The organism is Stenotrophomonas sp. STEN021 (genome assembly GCF_056760175.1).
In genome coordinates this window covers 1-24775 of record NZ_JBRREH010000022.1, presented here as the reverse complement: position 1 = coordinate 24775, position 24775 = coordinate 1, and the positions used below count along the sequence as shown (strand labels likewise).

Sequence of the window (24775 nt, the reverse complement as noted above, 5' to 3'; positions counted from 1 at the left end):
CCTGTCAGGCGAAACCAAGACGAACTACCGTCAGCTTTTACGGACTGATCCCGGCAGTCGCTTGTGGGACAATAGGCCGCCCGCAGTTCCGCGGGAGCCTCCTGATTCTGACGACCCATGACGCAGCCCACCCGCCGCCAGTTGGCGAACGCCATCCGTTTCCTTGCCGCTGATGCGGTAGAAGCCGCCAAGTCCGGTCATCCCGGCATGCCGATGGGCATGGCCGATATCGCCGAAGTGCTCTGGAACGACTATCTCCGTCACAACCCGAACAACCCGAAGTGGTTCAACCGCGACCGTTTCGTGCTGTCCAACGGTCACGGCTCGATGCTGCACTACGCACTGCTGCACCTGAGCGGCTACGACCTGCCGATCGAAGAACTGAAGGCCTTCCGCCAACTGGGCAGCCGTACCGCCGGCCACCCCGAGCGTCACGAAACCCCGGGCGTGGAAACCACCACCGGCCCGCTGGGTCAGGGCCTGGCCAATGCCGTGGGCTTCGCGCTGGCTGAGAAGCTGCTGTCGCAGCGCTACAACCGCCCGGAATTCGAAGTCGTCGACCACCGTACCTGGGTGTTCATGGGCGACGGCTGCCTGATGGAAGGCATCTCGCACGAAGCCGCATCGCTGGCTGGCACCTGGGGCCTGAGCAAGCTGGTCTGCTTCTGGGACGACAACAACATCTCCATCGACGGTGAAGTGGAAGGCTGGTTCACCGACGACACCCCGGCACGCTTCGAGTCCTACGGCTGGAACGTGGTGCGCGGTGTTGATGGCCACGATCCGGAAAGCATCAAGGCCGGCATCGAGCAGGCGCTGTCGCAGTTCGACAAGCCGACCCTGATCTGCTGCAAGACCACCATTGGTTTTGGCTCGCCGAACAAGGCCGGCCAGGAATCCAGCCATGGCGCACCGCTGGGCAAGGACGAGCTGGAAGCCACCCGCAAGGCGCTGAACTGGCCGTACGGCCCGTTCGAGATCCCGGAAGAGATCTATGCCGGCTGGCGCGCTGGCGGCACCGGCACCCTGCGTCAGGCCGAGTGGGAGCAGTTGTTCGACAAGTACGCCGCACAGTTCCCGGCCGATGCCGAGGAGCTGACCCGCCGTTCGCACGGCGAGCTGCCGGCCGACTTCATTGCCCAGGCCGATGCCTACATCGCCCAGGTGCAGGCCGAAGCGCCGAACATCGCCTCGCGCAAGGCCTCGCAGAACGCCATCCAGGCCTTCGCACCGCTGCTGCCGGAAATCATCGGCGGCTCGGCTGACCTGGCCGGTTCCAACCTGACCCTGTGGAAGGGTGCGCAGACCGTGGTCGGCGAAGACCCGCATGCCAACTACGTGCACTACGGCGTGCGTGAGTTCGGCATGAGCGCGATTGCCAACGGCCTGGCCCTGCACGGCGGCTTCCTGCCGTTCGACGCCACCTTCCTGGTGTTCAGCGACTACGCCCGCAACGCGCTGCGCATGAGCGCGCTGATCCCGGCGCACGTCATCCACGTGTTCACCCATGACTCGATCGGTCTGGGCGAAGACGGCCCGACCCACCAGCCGGTGGAACACGTGTCCTCGCTGCGCTACATCCCCAACAACGATGTCTGGCGCCCCTGCGATGCGGCCGAATCGGCGGTCAGCTGGAAGGCTGCCATCGTCCGCAAGGATGGCCCGAGCTGCCTGATCTTCAGCCGCCAGAACCTGGCCCCGCAGCCGCGTACGGCCGAGCAGGTGCAGCAGATCGAACGCGGTGGTTACGTGTTGGCTGACGCCGCCGGTACCCCGGACGTGATCCTGATCGGCACCGGTTCGGAAATTGGCCTGGCCGTGGCTGCCAAGGCCGAGCTCGAAGCTGCCGGCATCAAGACCCGCGTGGTGTCGATGCCGTGCACCGACGTGTTCGATCGCCAGGACGCCGCTTACCGCGAGTCCGTGCTGCCGAATGCCGTGCGCAAGCGTGTTGCCGTCGAAGCCGGCGTCACCGGTTTCTGGCGCCAGTACGTGGGCCTGGACGGTGCGGTTGTTGGTCTGGACACCTTCGGCGCATCGGCCCCGGCCGACAAGCTGTACAAGCACTTCGGCATCACCACCGAAGCGGTTGTGGCAGCTGCCAAGGCGCAGATCGCGGGCTGATAGCCCTACATCGCAAGATTTGGACAAAGGCCGGGGAAACCCGGCCTTTGTTTTTGTTTCATCGCAACTGTAGTGCCGAGCCATGCTCGGCAAGGGGCTTTCCTCGCAAAAGGCCAACCCCTCCTCAACCCTCCCCTTCGCTGCGCGAAAGGGAGGGAGTAGATCTGTAGTGCCGAGCAATGCTCGGCAGAGGCCTTCCCGGTACTCCCACCAATGTGGGAGCGGCGTAAGCCGCGAAGCTGAGAACCTTTGGCTACCGATGCCAATATCGATTGTCAGCTTCGCGGCTTATGGCCCGAGGCCACCCAGCGCCGCTCCTACAAAACCGGTCTTCTCTGTGTGCGATCAGATTGCGATGCACACCATCAAGCTTTCCCGGCACTCCGCGCCAGACCAACCCGCAGCAACCCGGCATTGAGCCGCTCGCCAAAATTGGCCGGTCGCTCCAGTCCCATCCGCTGCATGTACATCGCATCGTTCTCCGCAGCTGGTTGGCGCATGGCCGCCAGTACGGTACGCAGCTTGCCCATCGGTGTCGCGGTCGCCGACTTCAGCCAACCCAAGGCGCGTACCAGATCCTGTTCAACGGCATCGAAGTCACTGCCCAGCGGGTAATCCGGCAGACTGCCATCGGCGCGGAAGGGGGCGAGTTTCTCGCGCAGCACCTCGGCGCGGTTCTGTTGCCACGGTGCTGGTGCGCTGAAGTTGGCGGCGAGTTTCTTCGAGGCCTTGGCTTGATCCAACAACGCAGGCTGGAACGCTGTATCGGTGATGCTGCTCATCGCGATCACGCAGTCTTCGTCGGTGAGGTTGCGCAGGTCGGCGATGCCGTACTCGTTGACGAAGACATCGCGCAGATGGCGGGGGATCGTGGTGTGGCCGTAGTTCCAGCGCACATTGGATTGCGGCTTGCCGCCATCGTCGCGCGTCGCACGGAACATCAGGATGCTGCGTGCATCGGGCAGGGCATGCGCCATCGCCACGAAGTTGTATTGGCCGCCGACGCCGGAGACCACACGGCCGTCCTCCAGTGCATCCGATGCCGCTGCACCGAGTGCGCTGGCGATCATGCAGGAGTTGAAGAAGCGCGCATCGCGGCGTTGCAGGCGTTCCAATGCCTCGTTGCCGCCGTAGAGCTGGTTGATCTCACTGATGCGGCGCATGCCGATGGCGGCGCGTTCGGCATCGGGGAGATTGCGCAGCCAGTCGTAAAACTCGGCTGAGCCCAGGTAGAAGGCGCCGTGCAGGTACTCGCCCTCGCGTGCCAGGCGGCCGCGGTCGCCATTGCTGGCGGTGCCGTCGGCCAAGCGCTGCATCAGGCCAAGATCGTCGTGGACCTTGCGCCAGATCACGCCGGTCTGCACCAGCTTGCGGAAACCTTCGTTGAGCATCTCGCTGCAGCCGTACAGGCCGATCTCGAACGGCCCCAGCCCACCCACTTCATGCACCAGCGGGTGCTCGGCGATCTGCGGATCGAGCGCGTGCAGGATCTGCCGGTAGCGTGCGTTGTCGGTGTGCCGCAACACCAGTGCATGGCTGAGCGCGTCGGCCAGCGTGCCGATGCCGATCTGCAAGGTGCCGCCGTCGCGCACCAGGGTGCTGGCGTACAGGCCGATGGCGTAATCGGCATCGCTGACCGGTTGCCGTGGCAGGCCAAACAGCCGCGGGTAGGGACCGGGCGGGGTGATCACCAGATCGAAGAAGTCCGGATCAACGGCAGCGGTGCCGCCCAGCCACGGCAACTGCGGATCAACCTCGGCGATCAGCAAGGGCTTTGGCAGACCGCGCGCAGCGATGGCATCAAGCGTGTCCTGGGTGATGTCGTTGTTGCACGACAGTGAGAGCTGGTGGCTGCCTTCGCGGTAGGCCACTTTCTGCACGATCGCATTCGGCGCGCGCTGCGCTACCGCATCGGCGGCATGCGTGTAGTTGAGGCTGGTGTAGTAGCGCTGTGCCTGCGACGAACGCAGCAGCGCACCGGATTGCATGTAGAACTCTTCCACCTGCACGTGCGCGGGCAGCGCATCACGGGCGATGGCGTCGGAGTAGGCAAGACGCGGGAAGTCGGCGCCGAAGTGGCGCTCGACGAAGGGGCGCATGAAACGCGCTTCCAAACCATCGCCTTTGGCCTGCGGCGGGTTCAGTGACAGCGCGGTATACAGTTGCAGGGGCCGCGCCGGGTCGTGTTCGATACGCGCGTACAAGGCATTGAGCAAACGGTGCGGTTTGCCCAGTGCCAGTGGGGCGCCGATGCGCAGTGGGCCTTGGATGTTGCTCAGCAGCCAGTCCACGGCGGCGTCGAGGTCGGTCACGTGATGGGGCATGGTGTCCGGTATCTGCGGGGGTATCGGCATTACAGCATGTCCCCCCTGAATCACTTGGTGAGGGCTTGACAGGGCTTTCGTTTACTCGTGTAATCGTAAAAAATTACAGGTGTAAACGATGATCCGTATCAGTGAGGCCGAGGCTGTGGTCATGGAAGTCCTCTGGGGGCAGCACCCGCTGTCTGCAGACGAGGTCATCGCGCGCTTGCCCGGTGGCAATGAGTGGGCCGAGGCCACGGTCAAGACCTTGCTCAACCGCCTGCTCAACAAGGCCGCGATCAGTGCAAGCAAGGATGGCCGGCGTTTTCTGTATACCCCGCTGGTGCAGCGCGATGCCTGGTTGCTGGAGGAGAGCAGCAGCCTGATCGAGCGCTTGTTCGACGGCCGGGTCGCGCCCCTGGTGGCCCATTTCAGCCAGCACCAGCGGCTCAGCCGCGAGGACGTGGCCGAGCTGCGCAAGCTGTTGGAGGGACTCGACGATGACCAGCATTGAGCTTCTGGCGGTGCTGCTGAAAACCACCTTGGCAAGCAGCGTGGCGGTTGCATTGGTGCTGATCCTGCGCCGGCCGTTGCGGCACTGGCTCGGAGCAAGCGCCGCTTACCTGATGTGGCTGTTGTTGCCGGTGATGCTGCTGTCGGTGTTGCTGCCCGCGCCGCAGGTTGCGGCAGTGCCGATGCGGGTCAGCGAAGTGGCGGTGCAGGTTGGGCAGGCGGTAGTTGCTGGCCCGGCGGTGATTGCGCATTGGCCGTTGTGGCTGTGCTGCACATGGTTGGCCGGGGGGCTGCTGATGGCAGTGCGACTGTATCGCCAGCAGCGGAATTTCCAGCGCGGATTGGGGCGGCTCAGCCAACGCGATGACGGCCTGTGGCAGGCGCAGGCAGTGGCGGGGTTGCCCGCGGCGATGGGCTTGTTGCGGCCGCGAATCGTGCTGCCGGTAGGTTTCGAACAGCGCTATCTGCCGATCGAGCAGCAACTGGTGCTGCTGCATGAGCGTGTGCATCTGCAACGCGGCGACATCGTGATCAACGCCTTGCTTGCGCTGCTGCAGTGCCTGTACTGGTTCAACCCGCTGCTGCTGTTCGCCCTGCGCTGTTGCCGCGAAGACCAGGAGTTGTCCTGCGATGAACGTGTGATTGCGCAGCTGTCAGGCGCACGCCGCAGTTATGGCGAGGCCATGCTCAAGACCGGGCTGGCTGCGTCCCCGTTGCCGGTGGGGTGCCACTGGCAGAACCATCATCCACTGAAGGAGCGTATTGCCATGTTGAAGCGTCCCGTACCAGGCAGGAAGCAGTGGTGTGCCATGTTGGTGCTGTCGTTGGGCTTGTCGTCCGCTTTCGGCTATACCGCGTGGGCAGCGCAGCCGGGCAAGCGGGTATCGAGTTCGACTTCCTCGTCCACCTGGTCTTCCTCATCGACCTCGACGACAACCGGGAAGGGCACGGTGTATGCCACCTTCGTGGAGGCGACGCTGGAGGGCACCAAGCAGCGCTTCGAGCTGCAGCAGTCGGCAGGCACGCCGTTCTCCTTCAGCGCCAGCTCGGACAAGGGCGTGCAGTGGGCAGCGGAGTTCACACTGCAGCCAGCCGCCGACGGCATGCTCACGCTGAAAGGCACGCTGAAGGCGAACGGGGAACTGATCTCGTCGCCGACCTTGCTGATCAAGCCCGATGTGGCCGCAGGTATCGAAGTGTCTACCGCCGATGGGCGCTCAACCTGGACACTGGAGCTGCGATCGGTTGCGTTGGCAGCAGGGGATACGGCCATCGTATCGGCAGCTTCCGGCAGGGCTGAGCAGGTTGCCTTGCCGAATGCCGGACGGATGCCGCCGCCCAGTTATCCGCGCGATGCGATGGACAGTCGCACCACGGGCAAGGTGGTGCTGCGTATCGCGGTGGACGCCGAAGGCCGGCCGACCGATGTGGTCGTCACCGAGGCGTATCCCAAGGGCGTGTTCGAGGCCACCTCGATTGCCGCTGCAAGGCAGTGGCGGTTCACACCGGCGATGAAGGACGGCAAGCCGGTTGCCGGCGTCATCCGGGTACCTGTTTCGTTTGATATGGATGATGAAGACACGCATCACTCCGAAACCCGGAGCAGGGGCTGAGGTGCGCGGGCGTGCTGCGGTGCTGGCGGTACTGATGCTTGCCGGCTGTGCGACGCAGCCGGCGAAGCAGCAGATGGGCAGCAGTTTCAATCTCAACCAGCATAGGCAGATGCTGACGCCCGAGTCTTCCGGTAGCGCAGGCGAGATACAGCCGTATCAGCTGGCGGCGACGGAAAGCTTCCGCATGCCGATTGCGGTCAGTGCCTCCGATCCGGTTCTGCCGCCGGAGTTCGCCAGGCGTTCGCTGGCTGCCACGACGGTTTGCGTGAATGTGATGCTTGATGCGCAGGGGCGGGTACAGGGTAGCGCGCCACTGTTGGCGCACTCGGCTTGCGGGGCTGGAAACGATGCGGCCAACGCAGGTCTGCTACAGGCTGCGCTAACGGCGACCGAAGGCTGGTCGTTCGAGCCCGCCGCGGTCTGTCACTACGCCGCCGGGGTGCAGGCAGCGGAAAGAGGCGACTGCGTCAACGCCTCACGCATAGAGGCTGTGCCGGTCACTCTGGCCTATGCCTTCACCTTTGAAGTGGTGGAGGGCCGGGTGCTGGTGCGCAGCGAGGGCGGGCTGCGCTGATCAGTCGAGGTTCGCGCCGGGCAAGGGCTCGGCGCGAAATCAGAGGTTCAGGGCGTATCCAGCAGCCGGTTCAGCAGCGCAGCCAGCTGCTCACCACCGAGGCGAAGCTGTGCTTCCGCAACCGGTTCCCACACCGCGGTGTAACGTTCGTCGATCTTGTGACCGTCCGGGTACAGGCCCTTGCGGGTGGCAACGCGGCAGGTCTGCTCGGCCCACAAGGCAGGGTCGCGCTGCAGGTCCGTTGCGCGCATGCCGACTGGTGCCGGGAGCGCCAGCAGACGCTGCAGGAACTGATCGTCGTTGAGTTGCAGTGCGTAGAACATGCCGCTGTCCCAGACCGAATGCAGGTTGGTACCACGGCCATTGAACTGCAACTGGTAGTTGTTGCCGCCGCGGTCATTGCCATAACCGGCATGCAGGGGTTGGTGCAGGTCGCCGACCAGATGCACCACGAATTTCAACGCTTGCAGGCGTTCGCCGTCGCTACGGCTGCGGTCGGCGAGGATTGCCGACTGCGCCTTCAGCGCCTCCACCACGCAGTTGCCATCGGCACAATGCGTGGGCTGCTGGTAGATGCAGCCGTCCTCGGCCATGTTGATGTAGTGCCAGCCAGCCGACTTCCTGCCCAGGTCGGGGTCGTTGGCACGCAGCTGGTCGGCCCAAGGGGCGATGCTGCTGAGGGTTGCCCCGGGCTCGCTTGCCAGCAGCCGGTCGACTTCGGCCTTGGCCTGCGGGTCCAGATGGGTTTCGGCAATACGCGCGACCAGGCGGTGGCCTTGCGCGCCCCAAGCCAGTGCCTGGCCGGGGAGGGTTGCGGAGACGGCGATGGCGATGCCGATGGCGGGTATCAGGAGACGATGGAGCTTGTTCATGCCGCCATTCTAACGGCTGCCGCTCCTTGGGCTACGTGCGGCAGATGGCGAAACACGCCCCCGCTTGTGGCCGGGGGCGTGTTTGCTGGGGGAGGGCAATACGCAATTACCCATCAACCATGGCCAGCCTCAGAACTTGAAGACGTAAGCCACGCCGTACACCAGCGGATCGATCTTGGCGGTGCCCAGCTTGTTGCCGTTGACCTTCACCTTGGTGTCGATGTCGGCCCAGCGCAGGTCCACGCGCAGCGCGCCCTTGTCGCTGACGGCGAAGTCCAGGCCGGCATGAGCGGCCAGGCCCCACGAGTCTTCCAGCTTCAGCTTGGTGCCAGCCAGTGCGCCCTTGCTGTCGGTGCTGAAGAACTTGGTGTAGTTCACGCCCAGGCCGACGAACGGGGTGACCTTGCTGCTGTTGGTGAAGTGGTACTGCAGCGAGACTACCGGCGGCAGCTGCTTGGTTTCGCCAACCTTGCCGACACCGTCGATGCTGACGTCGTGCTTGAACGGCAGTGCGCCCAGGACCTCGATGCCGATGTTGTCAGCGACGAAGTATTCAAAGGTGATGGTCGGCTTGACGTCGCTGTCGACCTTGGTGGACAGCTTGCCCAGGCCCAGTGCGGCGCCATTTAGATCGCCCGCATCGGACTTCGGGTCAACTGCGTGGACGCCGACGCCCAGGGTCCAATCGCCCTTGGACTGGGCCATGGCGGGGGCGGCGGCAGCCAAGGACACGGCGGCGGCCATGGCGGTGAGCAGCAGGGCGGAGGTCTTGCGCATGTGTAATTCCGTTGCTTGGTGGAGGTGGCGCCAGTGTCCGGCCAGCGCCCGGGTACCGCTTTGATCCTGATCAAACAGGTGTTTGCGCTCAGCTGGCGCTCAGCTGGGGAGGTTCGGCGGACGGCCACGGGGCGGGCAACTGTCCTGCTAGAATGGCGTCCCCTTTCCACCCCCGCCGCAACGGTTTTGCGGCTGCAGGAGCTTGTGAACATGGCAATCAAGGTCGGCATCAACGGTTTCGGTCGCATCGGACGCAATGTGCTGCGTTCGGCAGTGTTGAATTTCGGCAACGACATCGAGATCGTGGCCATCAATGATCTGCTGGAGCCGGATTACCTGGCCTACATGCTCAAGTACGACTCCGTGCATGGCCGCTTCAAGGCCGACGTGGAAGTGTCGGGCAGCGACCTGCTGGTCAATGGCAAGAAGATCCGCCTGACCCAGGAGCGTGACCCGGCCAACCTGAAGTGGGACGAAGTGGGCGTGGACGTGGTGATCGAATCCACCGGCCTGTTCCTGACCAAGGAAACCGCGCAGAAGCACCTGGACGCGGGCGCCAAGAAGGTGATCCTGTCGGCACCGTCCAAGGACGACACGCCGATGTTCGTGTTCGGCGTGAACCACAAGACCTACGCTGGCCAGAGCATCGTCTCCAACGCCTCGTGCACCACCAACTGCCTGGCCCCGTTGGCCAAGGTCATCAACGACAAGTGGGGCATCAAGCGTGGCTTGATGACCACCGTGCACGCTGCCACCGCTACCCAGAAGACCGTTGACGGCCCGTCCAACAAGGATTGGCGCGGCGGCCGCGGTATCCTGGAAAACATCATTCCGTCCTCCACCGGTGCTGCCAAGGCCGTGGGCGTGGTGATCCCGGAATTGAACAAGAAGCTGACCGGCATGAGCTTCCGCGTGCCGACCTCGGACGTGTCGGTGGTCGACCTGACCGTCGAGCTGGAGAAGGAAGCCACCTACGCTGAAATCTGCGCCGAAGTGAAGGCGCAGAGCGAAGGCGCGCTGAAGGGTATCCTCGGTTACACCGAAGACAAGGTGGTTGCCACCGACTTCCGTGGCGAGACCCACACCTCCGTGTTCGACGCCGAAGCCGGTATCGCCCTGGACGGCACCTTCGTCAAGCTGGTCAGCTGGTACGACAACGAGTGGGGCTATTCCAACAAGTGCCTGGAAATGGTGCGCGTCGTCGCCGCCTGATCCACGCAACAGCTGCAATCAGAACGGGCGCCGAAAGGCGCCCGTTCTGCGTTCAAAGCCCTCCCTTTCGCCATGGGCGAAGGAGAGGGTTGGGAGGGGTGCTCTGGCTTGAAGCGCTGTAGCCCGGGTGCGCTGCGCCTACCCGGATTACACGATGTCGCAGGCTGTGCAATCTCTGTTCGGCCTTACTTCACCGGCGGCAACTCAATCGCATCCTTGCCCGGGTGCTTGGCAAAGCGCCCTTGCCCAGCCGGATGCACCGGCCCATGGCTCGACCACGGCCAGCCACCAAACTGGGTACGCCCGTAGTCCCGCCGCGCCTGCTCGATCTCCTCGGCGGTATTCATCACAAACGGGCCATACGCCACCACTGGTGCGCCAATCGGTACGCCCTGCAGCAGCAGGATCTGCACCACGTCTCCGCCGCTGTTGTGCAGCGGCAACGCGCTGCCGGCAACCACTTCCAGCAGGCGTGGCCCGTTGATCGCATCACCATCCAAATCCAGCTGCCTACCGTCGTGGAAGTACAGCGTGCGGCGCGTACCTTGCCCGTTCGCTGGCGGCAGGGTCACCGAGGCACCCGGCTCCAGGGTGATCTGCCAGACCGCGACATCGGCTTGCGGATTGGCCGCCCAGGAACTGCGCCCGGGCGCCAGCGGCAGCAGTTCGGCATGGCCGGCTTCCTGTGGAAGATAGCGCCCGGCAATCACCTTCACCTCGGCGCCGTCGGTGCGGTACCTGGGAATGTTCTCGTCCCACAGCATCACAAACTCCGGCTCGGCCATCTTGCTCTGCGGCGGCAGGTTCAGCCAGATCTGGTACAGATCCAGTGGATTGCCATGCTCGCGCGAACGCAGCGGAAACATTTCCGAATGCTGCGTGCCGCCACCAGCGGTAAGCCATTGCACGTCGCCGTCGCCGTAGCGTGCGGTCGCGCCCAGCGAATCGGCGTGGTCCACCAGGCCCTGCGGAACGATGGTTATGGTTTCAAAGCCACGGTGCGGGTGCGCAGGGAAGCCCGGTACGTTGACCCCGTGGTACATGCTGAAGCCATCTTTGCCACTGAAGTCATGTCCGAGCTCCCGCCCGCCCAGCAGGCGCATGTCCACGCCCTGTTCGGCGGTGGCCTGCGGGTACTGGTCCAGGTGATGGGCGCAGAACAGGAACGGGTCGGTGCCTGGCCAAGGACGGCCCAGCGGTTCATTGCGGAGGATCAGGTTGGACATCGTTGACTCCTTGGTTGTTGGGACCGCAGTGGTGGGCTGGCGTCCACCTGCGTCGACATGCTCTATTGATGGGTGCGCGGTTCTACGCCACAAGGAGGCACGCCGATGACAGCAACTCACACCGCTGATACTGGCCCAGCGGCGGGTGAAGACGCCGCGTATTGCCAGCAGGTGCGGCTGCTGCTGGACCGCGTCGGCGAGAAATGGAGCTTGTTGGCGGTAATCGCCTTGCGCGAACAACCACGCCGTTTCAATCAGCTGCGGCGTGAGTTGAGCGGAGTGTCGCCGCGCATGCTGGCGCGGACGCTGCGCGGCCTGGAGCGTGATGGTCTGGTCAACCGCCATGTTTACCCGACGGTGCCTCCGCAGGTGGACTATGCACTGACGGAACTGGGGAAATCCCTGCTGCAACCGGTCGATGCCTTGCTGCAGTGGGCATGGACGCACCAGCCGCAGATGGATCAGGCGCGCTCTGAATTCGATGAGCGCCAGCGCGATGCCGGGGAAGCCTCGCTGTAAGGCCGATGCTGTCCACTCGCTACCCGACAACCAAGCTGATGCCAGTGTTGCGCGAGCAGCGTTCTGTGTGGGAGCGGCGTAAGCCGCGAAGCTGAGGGTGCTGAAACCCTTGGTATATGTGCCATCTGACGATGTAGCGGCTTCGCGGCTTACGCCGCTCCCAGAAACGTGCAGTCTGGGGCTCAAGGTGGCTCAAACGCCCAAGCTGACAGCATTGCCGGGGGCTGGGCTGAAGCTGACTGAGCACACCTTGCGTTTTCAGGTGACCCCGATAAGGTGATGCAGCACGTTCAGGTGCACAAGGATGATCAATGGACGAGGGTTGGGTGTTGTTGATAGTGCTGCTGGTACTGGCCGCACTGGCGATGCCGGTGTTGCTGGTGGCTGCCTTGGTATCAGTGTCCTCGCTCAAGCGCCGCGTGGCTGCACTGGAGGAGCGATTGGATGCTGGCGAGACGGAATTCGCACCACGCAGGCAGCACGCCGAGGCCATCCGGCCGTACGCTTGGGCGGAGCCCGAGGTTGAGCCCGATTCAGATCAATCCCTTGTCGAGCCGTTGGCGGTGGCATCGCCGCCGACCGCGGCTGAGCCGGTCGCTGTCTCGCCAGCACCACCGCCGTTGCCGCCCCGGCCAGACCCGCTCGATCCACTGGCGAGCGAGCCACGTCGGCCGATTCCTGCCCGCCGCGAGCCGCCCCCGGAGCAGGTTTGGACTCGGACCGAGCCGGCGGAGCCGGCCGAACCCAACTTCATCGAGCGTGCGCTTGCCTACGCCAAGCAGTGGCTGACCAGCGGCAACGTACCGGTCAAGGTCGGCATGCTGGTGCTGTTGGCTGGCGTCGCTGCCTTGCTGAAGTATGCAAGCGACCAGGGCTGGTTCGTGGTGCCGCCGAGCCTGCGTCTGGCCGGCATCAGCGCCGCTGCCCTGGCGGGTCTGGTATTCGCCTGGCGCAAGCGCGAAAGCCATCGCACCTTCGCCCTGGCGATGCAGGGGGGCATGATCGGCATCCTGTTGCTGGTGGTGTTCTCTGCCTGCAAGAACCACGGAATGATCGGCACTGGCGCCGCTTTTGCGTTGAGTGTGGTGTTGATTGCCGGCTTGTCGGTGATGGCGGTGCTGCAGGAAAGCAGAACCCTGGCGATTCTCGGTGTACTGGCTGGCTTCATGGCGCCGATCTGGTTGTCCGATGGCAGCGGCAATCATGTGGCCCTGTTCTCGTACTACGCATTGCTCAATGCCGGCATCTTCGCCATCGCCTGGGTGCGGCCGTGGCGCATCCTCAACCTGCTGGGGTTTGTCTTCACCTGGGGCATTGGCACGGCTTGGGGCGTGTTGAAGTACATCCCGGCCAATTTCAACAGCACCGAGCCATTCCTGGTGTTGTTCTTCGTGTTCTATCTGCTGTTGCCATTGTTGTATGCCCGCAAGGCCAGCAGCGCTGGCAGTGCGCGCATCGATGGCTGCCTGTTGTTCGGCACGCCGCTGGTCGCATTCTCGTTGCAGGCAGCCTTGCTGCAGGGTGATCGCATGCCCTTGGCGTTCTGTGCACTGGGCGTGGCGGCGTTGTACGCAGTATTGGCGCGCGCGTTGATCAACAACGAACGCATGAATGTGCTGGCACGTGGCTATGCCATTCTCGCCGTCGGATTCGCCACCTTGGCGGTGCCTTTGGCCTTGTCGGCCAAGGCAACCGCATCGGTGTTCGCGCTGGAAGGTGCGGGTCTGGTCTGGCTGGGCTTGACCCAGGACCGTCGTCTGGCCCGCTGGACCGGTCTTGGCCTGCAACTGGCCGCTGCCGGGGCCTTGGCGATTGGTGTGTCCGGCAGCCATCTCAGTGCCACGATTGCCATTGCCAACGCCGCCTTCATGGGCGCCTTGCTGATCGCCGTGGCCGGCTTCGCCACCGCATGGTGGTACCGAAGCGCAGGCAATCTGCAGGTAGCAACGGTGGCTTACCTGTGGGCGCTGGCCTGGTGGTTGGGCAATGTGATCCTGGAGATTGGCGATTTTGTCGAAGTCGACAGTCGTCTGCATGCAGTCTTGCTGCTACTCGGTGTGACCGGTTGGCTGGCGGCGGAAGTGCAACGGCGCGCACCTGCGTTGGCGCTGTCCTTGACCACTCTCGGTTCTCTGGTGATGGCGTTCCCGCTCGCCTTCCTGCAGGTGTCCGAGTACGGGCAGCCGTTCGCGGGCTACGGAGCGATTGCCTGGGCGATCTTTGCTGCCTTGGGTGTGCGCAGCCTGATGTGCCTGCGCGCTGGCAGCGGCACGGTTGCCGGTTTGGCGCAGCTGGCCTGGTGGCTGCTGTGGCCGACCGTGCTGTCGCTGTTGGCCTGGCATATCGGCGACCGCTTCGCACTGGCCGAGGGCTGGGTGGGCATGTTGCTGGCGCTGCCGTGGCTGCTGCTTGCGGTGTTGTCCATGTATCGCTGGGCGTGGTTGTCACAGCCCTTGGGGGCGGCGTTTGATGGCTATCGCAAGGCTTTGCAGATCGCCGTGTTCGCGGCACTTGGTCTGTGGTGGCTGACATCGTTGGCCAGTGCAGGTTCGGCTGCGCCATTGCCTTGGATCGTCGTACTCAATCCGCTGGAACTCGCGGAGATCGCGGTGCTTGCCCTGCTGGCGATGCGCCTGCGGCAGAACGGTGGCGGGGCGGTATTGCCGATGCAATTGGTGGGCACGGCGGTGGCCGCGCTGGTGTTGGTGACGGTGATGACGCTGCGCGCCGTGCATCACTGGGGTGATGTGCCGTGGAGCGACAGTCTGCTTGGCACCAAGTTGGCGCAGACCAGCCTGACCGTGGTCTGGAGCCTGCTGGGTGTGATTGGCTGGATCAGCGGCTCGCGGCGCGGCCAATGGGGGCTGTGGTTGGCCGGTGCGATCCTGATGAGTGTGGTGCTGGCAAAGCTGCTGCTGATCGATCGCGGCAATCTCGGCGATCTGCTGGGTATCGGTGCCTTCATCGCCTACGGTCTGCTGTGCACCCTGGTCGGCTGGCTGGCGCCAGCGCCGCCACGACGCTCAGGTGCTGAAACAAACAATGAGGAAACAACCGTATGATCAAGCGCCTGCTGGTACTGGCGTTGCTGCCTTTCAGTGCTGTCGCAGCCGATGACTTTGCCCGGCAATGGCCGCTGCAGCTGTCGCAGGCGGATGCTGGCGCCTACCGGGTGCCGTTGGATGCGTCCGTGTATTCAGCTGTGCACTGGCGCGACCTGCGTGATGTGCGGGTGATCGATGCCGATGGCAAGCCGGTGGCCAGTGCGGTGTACGCCGCCGCAGTGCCACTCGGCGGCGCAGTGCGTATCGCCCCGTTGCAATGGTTTGCATTGCCTGCGGCCAGCGTCGGCGGTGATGACGACCTGAGCGTCGTGGTGGAACGCGATACCGCTGGCAAAGTGGTGTCGATCCGCAATTCCGTGGGCGCGGCGCCTGTGGCTGGTAGCGCTGATCCGGTATGGCTGATCGATCTTGGTGGCGAGGCAGGCAAGCTGCACAAACTGCTGGTGGATTGGAGTGACACCACAGCGACGCTGGATCTGGGCTATCGCCTCGAAGGTAGCGATGACCTGCGCGGCTGGCAGGTGCTGGATCCGCAGGTGCGGCTGGTGCAATTGCGCAACCAGGGCAACGAGCTGCGCAGCAACGGCATCAAGGTTGAATCGGGCCTCCGCTATCTGCGTCTGGTACCTCTGCAGCGCGGCGGCGCGCCGCAGCTGCAGGGTCTGCGGGGTGAATTCGCCGATGCGATCGAGGTCGGCGACTGGCAGTGGCAGGAATTGCAGGCGGCTGCCGGTGGCAATGGCCAGGATGGATATCTGTACCGCCTGCAGGGTCGATTCCCGGTGCAGCGCCTGGATGTGGTGATGCCGCCGAACAGCGCGGTGAGCTGGACGGTATCCAGTCGCGATGAGGACCGCACGCGCGCTGACAACGGCGAACCGGTCTGGCAAACGCTGACCAGTGGCTGGAATGCGTGGAACCTGAGTCAGGCTGGCAAGCAACAGCGCTCTCCGCCGCTGGAGACCTCGGGCATCGTTGATGACCGGCAGTGGCGCCTGCAGGCCGAGCCTGGCGCGGTACCTGCTGCCGCGCCAGCGTTGCGTCTGGGTTATCGCCCCGGCAGCGTGGTGTTCCTTGCACAGGGGCGTGCGCCTTACCTGCTGGTTGCAGGCAGCGCGGATGAAGGCAAGGCGCAGTCAGCGTTGGACCCGATGTTGGCGGCCTTGCGCGCACACAACGGCCCGCAATGGCAGCCTGCCGCAGCGACGCTGGGGGCCGGAGCGCAGCGTGCCGGTGATACTGCCTATCAGCAGGCCGAGGCACCGCGCGATTGGAAGAACATCGTGCTGTGGGTGGTATTGGTACTGGGGGCGTTGGCGGTGGCGGGTTTCGCATTCAGCCTGATTCGCAGCAGCCGCGCAGAAAAGAAAGAGACCTGAGGTAGTGCCGGGCCATGCTCGGCAGAGGCTTTCCCAGTACGCCTGACCGACCTGCCGCCCTCCCTTTCGCACAGCGAAGGGGAGGGCCGGGGAGGGGTTGGTTTTTTGCTTTATTGGTTTATCTGCTTCGCGGCTGATGCCGCTCCTACAGTCGGGATGTGTCGGTAGTGCTCCTGCCGAGCATGGCTCGGCACTACAGGTGTCGTCGGCAATGGAAAGGATTGGTTGGCTTATGCGTTTGAAGTCATTTGCGGTTGCAGTTCTGCTTGGTTTTTCGACCGCCGCCGCTGCCAGGCAGCCGCTGCATGATGCCCATGCCGAGCAGGTCTTCAATTTGTGGCTTGCTGCATATAACAGCGGTGAGCGCGATGCGCTGCAGACGTTCCTGGTCGACTACAAGGTTGGCCAGGAGGCGCAGCGCTTTCTGGATATCCGCCAATCACTGGGGACGTTCAAACTGTTGGGCGTCAAATCCAGCACGGCGGAAAGCGCGCAGCTGATCCTGCTGTCGGAGATGACCGACCGCGGGGTGCTGGCGACGCTGGAGATGGATCCTGCGGATCCGTTTGATGTCACCAAGTTGCAGCTGGAAGGGACGGACTTGCCGGATGAGTTCAAGCCGCAGCGGATGCCCCTGAATCAGGTGCTGGCCGCAGGCAAGGCAAGACTGGATGCAGCGCGTGCAGCCGACAGCTTGTCTGGTGCACTGCTGGTGGCGAAGAACGGCAAGGTTCTGTTGGCCTGGCATGGCGGTGCCGCAGATCGCGAGCGCGCTGTTGGAGTCGATGAAACAACCCGGTTCCGACTGGCCTCCTTGAACAAGATGTTCACTGCCGTGACCATCCTGCAGTTGCAGGATGCGGGAAAGTTGTCGCTGGATGACACGATTGCCACACACTTGGAGAACTATCCGAACCAGGAAGTGGCCAGGGCAATCAGCATCCGCCAGCTGCTCAATCACACCAGCGGGCTGGGTGATGTGTTCGGCGAGGAGTTCGAAAAGCGTTCGCAATCGTTGCGGACATTGAACGACTACTGGAGCCTCGCCAGTGCCGCGCCGCCGAGCTCGCCCCCCGGGACTGAGGATGGTTATTCAAACTACGGCTATATCCTGCTCGGCTCGATCATCGAGGCGGTTAGCGGGCAGTCGTATTACGGCTACGTGGATCAGCATATCTATCAGCCAGCTGGAATGGGCGCGACCGGCTCGGAGCCGGAGTCCGCAGCAGTTCCCGGGCGCGCGATCGCCTATGCCAAGCTTGACGGAAAGTGGGTGCAGGAAACCAAAACGCTGCCGTGGCGAGGCACGTCGGCCGGCGGTGGCTACAGCACGCTTGGCGACATGCTGAAGTTTGCCGAAGCACTGCGTGCTGGTCGGCTGATCTCGCCTGAGTCATTGGCGTTGGCCACATCACCGCAGAACAACAAGGGGTGGTACGGCTATGGCTTCATGGTCAGTGGACAGGGCGCGGAGCGGCAGTACGGGCACGAAGGCGGCGCGCCAGGCGCGAATACGTCATTGGTGGTGCTGCCTGAGTCGGGCTACGTGGTGATCGGCTTGAGCAATGTTGATCCGGGCGCGATGGAGAATGTGGTGAACTTCATCGTGCATCGCCTGCCGTTGTGATTTCCCTGATCAATGGATTCCATGGCCTAAGGTCAAATACTTGAGGAATATCGAATGAGCACTGCCGAGAATTCCGTGGTCACATTTCGTGTGTTCGGAGACGATCTGCTGCCAGCCGAATTATCAGCGCTGCTTTGCTGTGATCCAACCTCGGCTGCAGCAAAAGGGGATGTTCGTGTCATTGGGAACGATAAGCTGAAGTACGTCGAACCAACCGGGCGATGGAAGCTGTGTTCCGTTGATCGGTCGCCTGAGGATGTCGCGGCGCAGATCACGGAGCTGCTTGGGAGGATGACGTCTGACCTTGCCACGTGGAAGTTGCTCGGCAACAGGTACAGCATGGATTTCTTCTGTGGGATTTTCATGGGCTCATCAAATGATGGTCTGGTGCTCCCATCGGAAATTCTCTTGCAGTTGACGATGCGCGGCATTGGGTTGGAGCTGGATATCTACGATTATCTGGATGAAGCCCGAGGTCGTAGTGACGAGCTACGCCTGGAAGGGACTTCGTCTGCGCGGCCGTGACTTCTGCTGAGCCAGGAGTTGCGCTGGTGAGTGGTCTGCGCGGGCAGCCGCTTTTCACAACACCCGACAGGTCTGAATAGCCATGTCCAGAAGATCTCCGCAGCTGGAAGGTCCTTCGCCTGACGAACTGGCGTTCGCCGCGCCGCTGTTTACGCCACTGTTCGCGCTGACCGGGCTTGGCGTCAGTTTGTCGGGGCCTTTTACCTCGTTTGATCTAGCCTTGCTTTCGCCCTTGGTTGCGATTGTCTCGGTAGCCTTCGGTTACATCGGTCTGCTGTTCATATGCATTCCGGTGATGGCGTTGCTCTATTGGGCGCGCCGGCTGGATGCTGTGCGGTTGTGCTTCTTCACCACGTTGCTGGGTGGCGGGCTATGGGCTGCCTGGTCTGTTTCTGGAAGTGCACAGGCACCAGGGTCGCATGATCTGCTTTCCGGATTATCCGTCGGTAGTTGGTGCAGCTTCGGTGTGACCGCGGTGTTCTGCGCGCTGGGAAAGATTCCATTGCGCGCCAAGAGGCTGCCTTAGATACCAGCCGTAGTGCCGAGCCATGCTCGGCAGGGGCTTTCTCGATGCACTTGTGGGAGCAGCGTGAGCCGCGAAGCTGGTGCAAAGAACGCTGGAAAGACAGTTGCAATTGCCGTCAGTTCAGGCAGCTTCTGTACTACCAGCTTCGCGGCTTACGCCGCTCCCACAGGTAGTGTGGGTTGCTGGTGACGCCCCCAGCCGAGCATGGCTCGGCACTACAGTTTGAAGTCCTGGCGCAGCAGGCCGTAGATGGCGCTGTCGCAGATTTCGCCGTTTACCTGCCAGCGCTCGCGGAGCAGGCCTTCATGGACGAAGCCGAGCCTTTCCACCAGGCGACAGGAGGGCAGGTTGCGGGGGTCGATGTCGGCTTCGATGCGGCGCAGCCCCAGTTCGTTGAACACGTAGCCCAGTACCAGCTGCAGGGCTTCGCTGGCCAGGCCACGGCCCTGCCAGTCGGGATGCAGGCTGTAACCGATCTCGGCACGTGCCTGTATCAGGTCCATGTAGAAGATGGCGCTGCTGCCTATCAACAGGTCAGTGTCCGCGTCGGCAATGGCCCAGACCAGCATGTCCAGTTCGCGGCGCTGGCGCTGGATGTCGGCGATCTTCTGTTCGGCCTGTTCCAGTTCGGTCCAGGCCGGGTAGCTCCAGTAGCGCATCACCCGCGCATCGCCATGAATGGCGAACAGCGCTGCAGCGTCGCCATCCCGGACTTCGCGCAGGCGCAGGCGGGGGCTGGACAGCTCGGGTTGCGGCAGGCGTGGTGACATCCGGTGCACCTTGGGTTTGCCCCATCAGGCAGGGCGGGCGAGAATTGCGGTTTCCCCCATCTTTGCGGAGCTGATCCTGCCATGTCCATCGTTCGCATGACCGACCTCGACCTTTCCGGCAAGCGCGTACTGATCCGCCAGGATCTGAACGTGCCAATCGACGAGAGCGGCAAGATCACCTCCGAGCAGCGCATCACCGCCTCGCTGCCGACCCTGAAGCTGGCACTGGAGAAGGGCGCCGCTGTGTTGGTGACCTCGCACCTGGGCCGTCCCAAGGAAGGCGTGTGGAGCGAAGCCGATTCGCTGGCGCCGGTGGCCAAGCGTCTGTCCGAGCTGCTGGGCGTGGACGTGCCGCTGGTCAAGGACTGGGTCGACGGCGTTGATGTGGCTCCGGGCCAGATCGTGCTGCTGGAAAACTGCCGCATGAACGTGGGTGAGGGCAAGGACGACGAGGCGCTGTCGCAGAAGTACGCCGCGCTGTGCGACGTGTTCGTGATGGATGCCTTCGGCACCGCGCACCGCGCGCAGGCCTCGACCCATGGCGTGATCCGCTTCGCTCCGGTCGCTGCCGGCGGCCCGCTGCTGATGGCCGAACTGGACGCGCTGGACAAGGCGCTGGCCAACCCGGCGCGCCCGCTGCTGGCGATCGTGGCCGGCTCCAAGGTCTCGACCAAGCTGGAGCTGCTGTCCAGCCTGGTCGGCAAGGTCGACCAGCTGATCGTCGGTGGCGGCATCGCCAACACCTTCATCGCGGCCGAAGGCCATGGCGTGGGCAAGTCGCTGGTCGAGAACGACCTGCTCGACACCGCGCGCAAGATCGATGCCGACGCCAAGGCACGTGGTGCCGAGATCCCGCTGCCGACCGATGTTGTGGTGGCGCCCGCATTCGCGGCTGACGCTCCGGCCACGATCAAGGCGGTTGATGCCGTTGGCGCCGATGACATGATTCTGGATATCGGCCCGCAGACAGCTGCGCAGTATGCCGAGCTGATCGCCAAGGCCGGCACCGTGGTCTGGAACGGCCCGGTTGGCGTGTTCGAGTTCGACGCGTTCGGCAAGGGTACGGAAGCGCTGGCCAAGGCCATCGCCAGTTCCAGTGCGTTCTCGATTGCCGGCGGTGGCGATACCCTGGCTGCGGTCGACAAGTACGGCATCGCCAAGCAGGTGAGCTACATCTCTACCGGCGGCGGCGCGTTCCTGGAGTTCCTGGAAGGCAAGACCTTGCCGGCGGTGGCAGCATTGGAGGCGCGCGGCTCGTGAGCCGCGATGTTTTCTTCTTCGATCTCGACGGCACGCTGATTGATTCGGCCGTCGGCATCACCCGCTGCGTGGCCTATGCGCTGGAGCAGATGGATCAACCGGTGCCAGGCGATGCTGAGCTGCGCAAGTGGATCGGCCCGGCGCTGCGTACCAGCTTCAAGCCCTTGTTCGGTGACGCCCTGCGCGTGGAGCGGGCGGTGGAGTTGTACCGCGAGCGCTTCGATGAGCACGGCTGGAAGGAGCACGACATCTACGCCGGTATCGGTGATGTGGTGCAGGGCCTGCACGCGGCCGGCCATCGGCTGGCCGTGGTCACCGCCAAGAACGAGCCGCATGCGCGGCGCATCGTCGAGCACCTGCCGTTTGGTGGCTGCTTCGAGGACATCATCGGCGCGACCGAAGATGGTTCGCGCAGCCACAAGCCGGAGTTGATCGCCGAGGCCTTGCAGCGTCTGCAATTGCAGGCGCCGCAGTGCTGGATGATCGGCGACCGCCGCATGGACATCGAAGGCGCACGTCACCACGGCATGCGCAATGTCGGCGTGCTGTGGGGCTTTGGTGGCCGCGAAGAGTTGCAGGCTGCCGGGGCTGGCGCGTTGGCGGCTACGCCGGATGAGTTGGCGGCGGTGCTGCGCGGTTGATTGAGGGTTTGGGTTTTCGCGGCTTCCGCATTCGGAGCCGCGATGTACTGAACGCAGGAAAAAAGATTTGTCATTCCCGCCTGCGCGGGAATGACGGCCTGAAAGGTGTGGGGGGAGCTCCAGGCATTGGCCGCCTCCCCGGCACCACTTGTCACCCGATGTCTTCGGCATGTCTTCACTGCCAGCTTTTCTTGCTGCAAAGCAGCACATCTTCCCCGCGTGCCAACACGCAACAGCAACATTCGCGTGCTGAGCTATCTCCCTGGCTTATTGACCTATGCAAGTCAGCTATAGGTCCCGCGTTGTCATACCGTACGGTATGTCCAGATCGACTGTCTGGCCTGTCTTTGGGACACAGCAGAAAGTGTCGAATGAAATCGTATGCGACATCGTTGTCATGCAATGGATGTGCTACTTTCGGCGGTCTATTAGGGAGACCACGCACAATGATTGAACGTCAGCGCCGCACCAAGATCCTCGCCACCCTCGGGCCGGCAACTGACGCGCCAGGGGTGCTGGACGATCTATTCCGCGCCGGCGTCAATGTTGTGCGTCTGAACTTCTCCCACGGCGATCCGTCCGGCCAGGCCAAGCGTGCCGCCGACGTGCGTGCCGCTGCCCAGCGCGTGGGCGTGGAAGTCGGCATCCTGGCTGACCTGCCAGGCCCGAAGATCCGCATCGAGCGTTTTGCCGAAGGCAAGATCACGCTGAAGGCCGGTGACCGTTTCGACCTGATCGCCAGCACCTCGGCACCGGCCGGTGACACCAGCCAGGTGGGCGTGAGCTACCTCGGCCTGCCGCAGGACGTGGCGCCGGGCGACGTGCTGCTGCTCGACGATGGCCTGATGCAGCTGCAGGTCGTGGAAGTACAGGGCGAGCGCATCATCAATACCGTGCTCAACGATGGCGTGCTGTCCGACCGCAAGGGGTTGAACAAGCAGGGCGGTGGCCTGTCGCTGGGTGCGCTGACCGAGCGCGACAAGGAGCTGATCGGCATCGTCGCCAAGATCGGCGTCGACTTCATCGCCGTCTCGTTCTGCCGCAATGCGCAGGACATGAACGATGCGCGTGAGATCGCCGAGTCGCATGGCTGCTACGCCGCGCTGGTGTCCAAGATCGAGCGCACCGAGGCCATCGAGAACCTGGAAGAGATCGTCGACGCCAGCGATGTGGTGATGGTGGCGCGTGGCGACCTGGGCGTGGAAATCGGCGACGCCGAGCTGCCGGGTCTGCAGAAGAAGATCATCAAGGCCTCGCTGGCGCAGAACAAGGTGGTCATCACCGCTACGCAGATGCTGCAATCGATGGTGGAAAGCCCGATCCCGACCCGTGCCGAGGTGCTGGACGTGGCCAACTCGGTCATCGACGGTACCGACGCGGTGATGCTGTCGGCCGAAACCGCGGCCGGTGCCTATCCGGTCAAGGCGGTCGAGGCGATGGCCCGCATCTGTCTCGGTGCCGAGCGCCAGTTCCAGACCGAGACCGACTTCAATGCCTCGCCGCGCAACCTGGAGCGTGCCGACCAGGCCATCGCCATGGGCACCATGTTCCTGGCCCAGCACGTGGGCGTGCGCGCCATCGTGGCGATGACCGAATCCGGTGGCACCGCGCGTTACCTGTCGCGCTTCCGCGCCAAGTCGCCGATCTACGCGGTCACCCGCCATGACGGTGCGCGCCGGCAGATGGCGCTGATGCGTGACGTGTTCCCGATCAACTTCGACAGCCGTGGTTTCACCCCGCGCGAAGCGGCGCGCGGCAGCATCCGTCTGCTGGTCGAGTCCAACCTGCTGCAGGCGGGTGATCGCGTGGTGTTCACCAGTGGCGAGCACATGGAAACCCATGGCGCCACCAATACCCTGCGTCTGCTGGAAGTGGGTAACGACGGCCGCGCCAGCGGTCTGGGCGACCTGTAAGCGACGCCAGCAACAAGCCACCGCTCCGGTCACAAGTTGATCGGAGCGGACAGGTTTTGTCCTGACCTGACACACTGAAACCGGTTCCAGACCTTGCGGGCAGCCAGCCGGTGAGCGTGCCGGGCTATAATCCGGGTTTTCCCGCACGCTGTCACAGGAACCTCATGAGCATCGAACTGCTGGCTGAAACCGCCCAGGCCATGGTTGCCCCGGGCAAGGGCATCATCGCCATTGACGAATCCACCGGTACGATTGCCAAGCGCTTCGCAAGCGTCGGCATCGAGAACACGGAAGAAAACCGTCGTGCCTACCGCGAACTGCTGCTGACCACGCCGAAGCTCAACGAGCACATCTCCGGCGCCATCCTGTACGACGAAACCATTCGCCAGTCGACCAAGGACGGCGTGCCGTTCGCCAAGTTCATGGCCGACAACGGGATGATCCCGGGCATCAAGGTCGACAAGGGTGCGCACCCGCTGGCCGGCTGCCCCGGTGAGCTGGTGACCGAAGGCCTGGACGGCCTGCGTGAGCGCCTGCAGGAGTACTACAAGCTGGGCGCGCGTTTCGCCAAGTGGCGTGCGGTGATCAACATCGGCGAAAGCATGCCGTCGGGCACCTGCATCGAGTCCAACGCCCACGCGCTGGCCCGTTATGCCGCCCTGTGCCAGGAATGCGGCCTGGTGCCGATGGTCGAGCCGGAAGTGATCATGGACGGCGACCACGACATCGAGACCTGCTACGAAGTCACCGAAGCCACGCTGCGCTCGCTGTTCGACGCGCTGTACCAGCAGAACGTGGTGCTGGAAGGCACCATCCTGAAGGCCTCGATGGTCATCCCGGGCAAGACCTGCGACGAGCAGGTGGATGTCGAGGAAGTGGCCGAGTCCACCGTGATGTGCCTGAAGTCGACCGTGCCGGCGATCCTGCCGGGCGTGGTGTTCCTGTCCGGCGGCCAGAGCGACGAGCAGTCCACCGCTCACCTCAACGCCATGAACCAGGTCGGCACCCTGCCGTGGCCGCTGAGCTTCTCCTATGGCCGCGCGATGCAGCAGGCTGCACTGAAGCTGTGGGCCAAGGACATGAAGGGCAACTACGCTGCCGCGCAGAAGACCGTGTTCGAGCGTGCCAAGGAAAACGGCCTGGCTGCACAGGGCAAGTGGGAAGGCTGATAGGCCAACCTGCGTGAGTTGAACAAAACGCCGGCCAGAAGCCGGCGTTTTTTGTTTGTTTTGTAGGAGCGGCGTAAGCCGCGAAGCCCCGACCGCATCAGCCAGTCAGAAGCCACCCCTCCCCAGCCCTCCCCTTGGCTGCGCCAAAGGGAGGGGGCGTAGAGCCG

Annotated in this window: 20 protein-coding genes; 15 read left to right on the top strand and 5 right to left on the bottom strand. The window is 63.7% G+C overall.

The features are described 5' to 3' along the window. Positions 1 to 117 precede the first annotated feature (117 nt). Positions 118 to 2124 (top strand): transketolase, encoded by a 2007-nt coding sequence (gene tkt / locus ACVOL0_RS06865; protein ID WP_481548480.1) that lies wholly within the window; start codon positions 118 to 120, stop codon positions 2122 to 2124. 365 nt (positions 2125 to 2489) lie between these two features. On the opposite strand, the gene ACVOL0_RS06860 is transcribed toward tkt, so the two are convergent. Continuing rightward, positions 2490 to 4448: an acetyl-CoA hydrolase/transferase C-terminal domain-containing protein gene (locus ACVOL0_RS06860; protein WP_481548500.1), complete on the bottom strand. Its 1959-nt coding sequence runs from the start codon at positions 4446 to 4448 to the stop codon at positions 2490 to 2492. 118 nt (positions 4449 to 4566) lie between these two features. Between ACVOL0_RS06860 and ACVOL0_RS06855 the strand changes: the two genes are divergently transcribed. Genes ACVOL0_RS06855 through ACVOL0_RS06845 form a run of 3 tightly spaced genes read left to right on the top strand, consistent with a single transcriptional unit; the run spans position 4567 to position 7127 of the window. Next, positions 4567 to 4941: a BlaI/MecI/CopY family transcriptional regulator gene (locus ACVOL0_RS06855; RefSeq protein ID WP_481548479.1), complete on the top strand. Its 375-nt coding sequence runs from the start codon at positions 4567 to 4569 to the stop codon at positions 4939 to 4941. Continuing rightward, the gene (locus tag ACVOL0_RS06850; protein WP_481548478.1) at positions 4928 to 6553 is read left to right on the top strand and encodes a TonB family protein; all 1626 of its coding nucleotides are present in this window, start codon (positions 4928 to 4930) and stop codon (positions 6551 to 6553) included. The genes ACVOL0_RS06855 and ACVOL0_RS06850 overlap by 14 nt, the downstream gene beginning before the upstream one ends. Further along, positions 6513 to 7127: a hypothetical protein gene (locus ACVOL0_RS06845; RefSeq protein ID WP_481548477.1), complete on the top strand. Its 615-nt coding sequence runs from the start codon at positions 6513 to 6515 to the stop codon at positions 7125 to 7127. Before ACVOL0_RS06850 ends, ACVOL0_RS06845 begins: the two co-directional genes overlap by 41 nt. 47 nt (positions 7128 to 7174) lie before the next feature. Here ACVOL0_RS06845 and ACVOL0_RS06840 read toward each other — a convergent pair whose 3' ends face one another. Both ACVOL0_RS06840 and ACVOL0_RS06835 read right to left on the bottom strand, forming a co-directional pair. Continuing rightward, positions 7175 to 7999: a S1/P1 nuclease gene (locus ACVOL0_RS06840; protein ID WP_481548476.1), complete on the bottom strand. Its 825-nt coding sequence runs from the start codon at positions 7997 to 7999 to the stop codon at positions 7175 to 7177. Between the two features lie 129 nt (positions 8000 to 8128). Next, positions 8129 to 8776 carry an OmpW/AlkL family protein gene (locus ACVOL0_RS06835; protein ID WP_481548475.1) on the bottom strand — a complete coding sequence of 216 codons (648 nt, stop codon included), beginning with the start codon at positions 8774 to 8776 and terminating at the stop codon, positions 8129 to 8131. Between the two features lie 210 nt (positions 8777 to 8986). On the opposite strand from ACVOL0_RS06835, the gene gap reads away from it, so the two are divergent. Beyond that, positions 8987 to 9988: a type I glyceraldehyde-3-phosphate dehydrogenase gene (gene gap / locus ACVOL0_RS06830; protein ID WP_282268943.1), complete on the top strand. Its 1002-nt coding sequence runs from the start codon at positions 8987 to 8989 to the stop codon at positions 9986 to 9988. Between the two features lie 185 nt (positions 9989 to 10173). Here gap and ACVOL0_RS06825 read toward each other — a convergent pair whose 3' ends face one another. Beyond that, positions 10174 to 11214, bottom strand: coding sequence for a pirin family protein (locus ACVOL0_RS06825; protein WP_481548474.1), 1041 nt, complete (start codon positions 11212 to 11214; stop codon positions 10174 to 10176). A gap of 105 nt (positions 11215 to 11319) precedes the next feature. Here ACVOL0_RS06825 and ACVOL0_RS06820 point away from each other — a divergent pair, with 105 nt between their 5' ends. The 6 genes from ACVOL0_RS06820 to ACVOL0_RS06795 all read left to right on the top strand — a co-directional run bounded on the left by ACVOL0_RS06820 (position 11320) and on the right by ACVOL0_RS06795 (position 18855). After that, positions 11320 to 11733: a winged helix-turn-helix transcriptional regulator gene (locus ACVOL0_RS06820; protein ID WP_481548473.1), complete on the top strand. Its 414-nt coding sequence runs from the start codon at positions 11320 to 11322 to the stop codon at positions 11731 to 11733. A 311-nt stretch (positions 11734 to 12044) separates the two neighbouring features. Then, positions 12045 to 14795 (top strand): DUF2339 domain-containing protein, encoded by a 2751-nt coding sequence (locus ACVOL0_RS06815; RefSeq protein ID WP_481548472.1) that lies wholly within the window; start codon positions 12045 to 12047, stop codon positions 14793 to 14795. Then, complete coding sequence (locus ACVOL0_RS06810) at positions 14792 to 16177, top strand: DUF3999 domain-containing protein (RefSeq protein ID WP_481548471.1); 1386 nt, start codon at positions 14792 to 14794, stop codon at positions 16175 to 16177. Before ACVOL0_RS06815 ends, ACVOL0_RS06810 begins: the two co-directional genes overlap by 4 nt. Positions 16178 to 16409: 232 nt before the next feature. Next, a complete protein-coding gene (locus ACVOL0_RS06805) occupies positions 16410 to 17804 on the top strand; it encodes a serine hydrolase domain-containing protein (protein ID WP_481548470.1) in 1395 nt (464 codons plus the stop codon). A 54-nt stretch (positions 17805 to 17858) separates the two neighbouring features. Next, positions 17859 to 18329, top strand: a complete 471-nt coding sequence (locus ACVOL0_RS06800; RefSeq protein ID WP_481548469.1) for a DUF4279 domain-containing protein — start codon at positions 17859 to 17861, stop codon at positions 18327 to 18329. Between the two features lie 82 nt (positions 18330 to 18411). Beyond that, positions 18412 to 18855 (top strand): hypothetical protein, encoded by a 444-nt coding sequence (locus tag ACVOL0_RS06795; protein WP_481548468.1) that lies wholly within the window; start codon positions 18412 to 18414, stop codon positions 18853 to 18855. Between the two features lie 215 nt (positions 18856 to 19070). Here the strand turns inward: ACVOL0_RS06795 and ACVOL0_RS06790 are convergent, their stop codons facing one another. Further along, entirely contained in the window at positions 19071 to 19625 is a 555-nt protein-coding gene (locus tag ACVOL0_RS06790; RefSeq protein WP_481548467.1) for a GNAT family N-acetyltransferase, read from the bottom strand. An 81-nt stretch (positions 19626 to 19706) separates the two neighbouring features. Here ACVOL0_RS06790 and ACVOL0_RS06785 point away from each other — a divergent pair, with 81 nt between their 5' ends. The 4 genes from ACVOL0_RS06785 (at position 19707) to ACVOL0_RS06770 (ending at position 24608) form a co-directional block, all read left to right on the top strand. Further along, entirely contained in the window at positions 19707 to 20885 is a 1179-nt protein-coding gene (locus ACVOL0_RS06785; protein WP_481548466.1) for a phosphoglycerate kinase, read from the top strand. Next, positions 20882 to 21526 carry an HAD-IA family hydrolase gene (locus tag ACVOL0_RS06780; protein ID WP_481548465.1) on the top strand — a complete coding sequence of 215 codons (645 nt, stop codon included), beginning with the start codon at positions 20882 to 20884 and terminating at the stop codon, positions 21524 to 21526. Before ACVOL0_RS06785 ends, ACVOL0_RS06780 begins: the two co-directional genes overlap by 4 nt. A 446-nt stretch (positions 21527 to 21972) precedes the next feature. Further along, positions 21973 to 23439 (top strand): pyruvate kinase, encoded by a 1467-nt coding sequence (gene pyk / locus ACVOL0_RS06775; RefSeq protein ID WP_481548464.1) that lies wholly within the window; start codon positions 21973 to 21975, stop codon positions 23437 to 23439. 164 nt (positions 23440 to 23603) lie between these two features. After that, the gene (locus ACVOL0_RS06770) at positions 23604 to 24608 is read left to right on the top strand and encodes a class I fructose-bisphosphate aldolase (protein WP_481548463.1); all 1005 of its coding nucleotides are present in this window, start codon (positions 23604 to 23606) and stop codon (positions 24606 to 24608) included. The last annotated feature ends 167 nt before the right edge of the window (positions 24609 to 24775 follow it).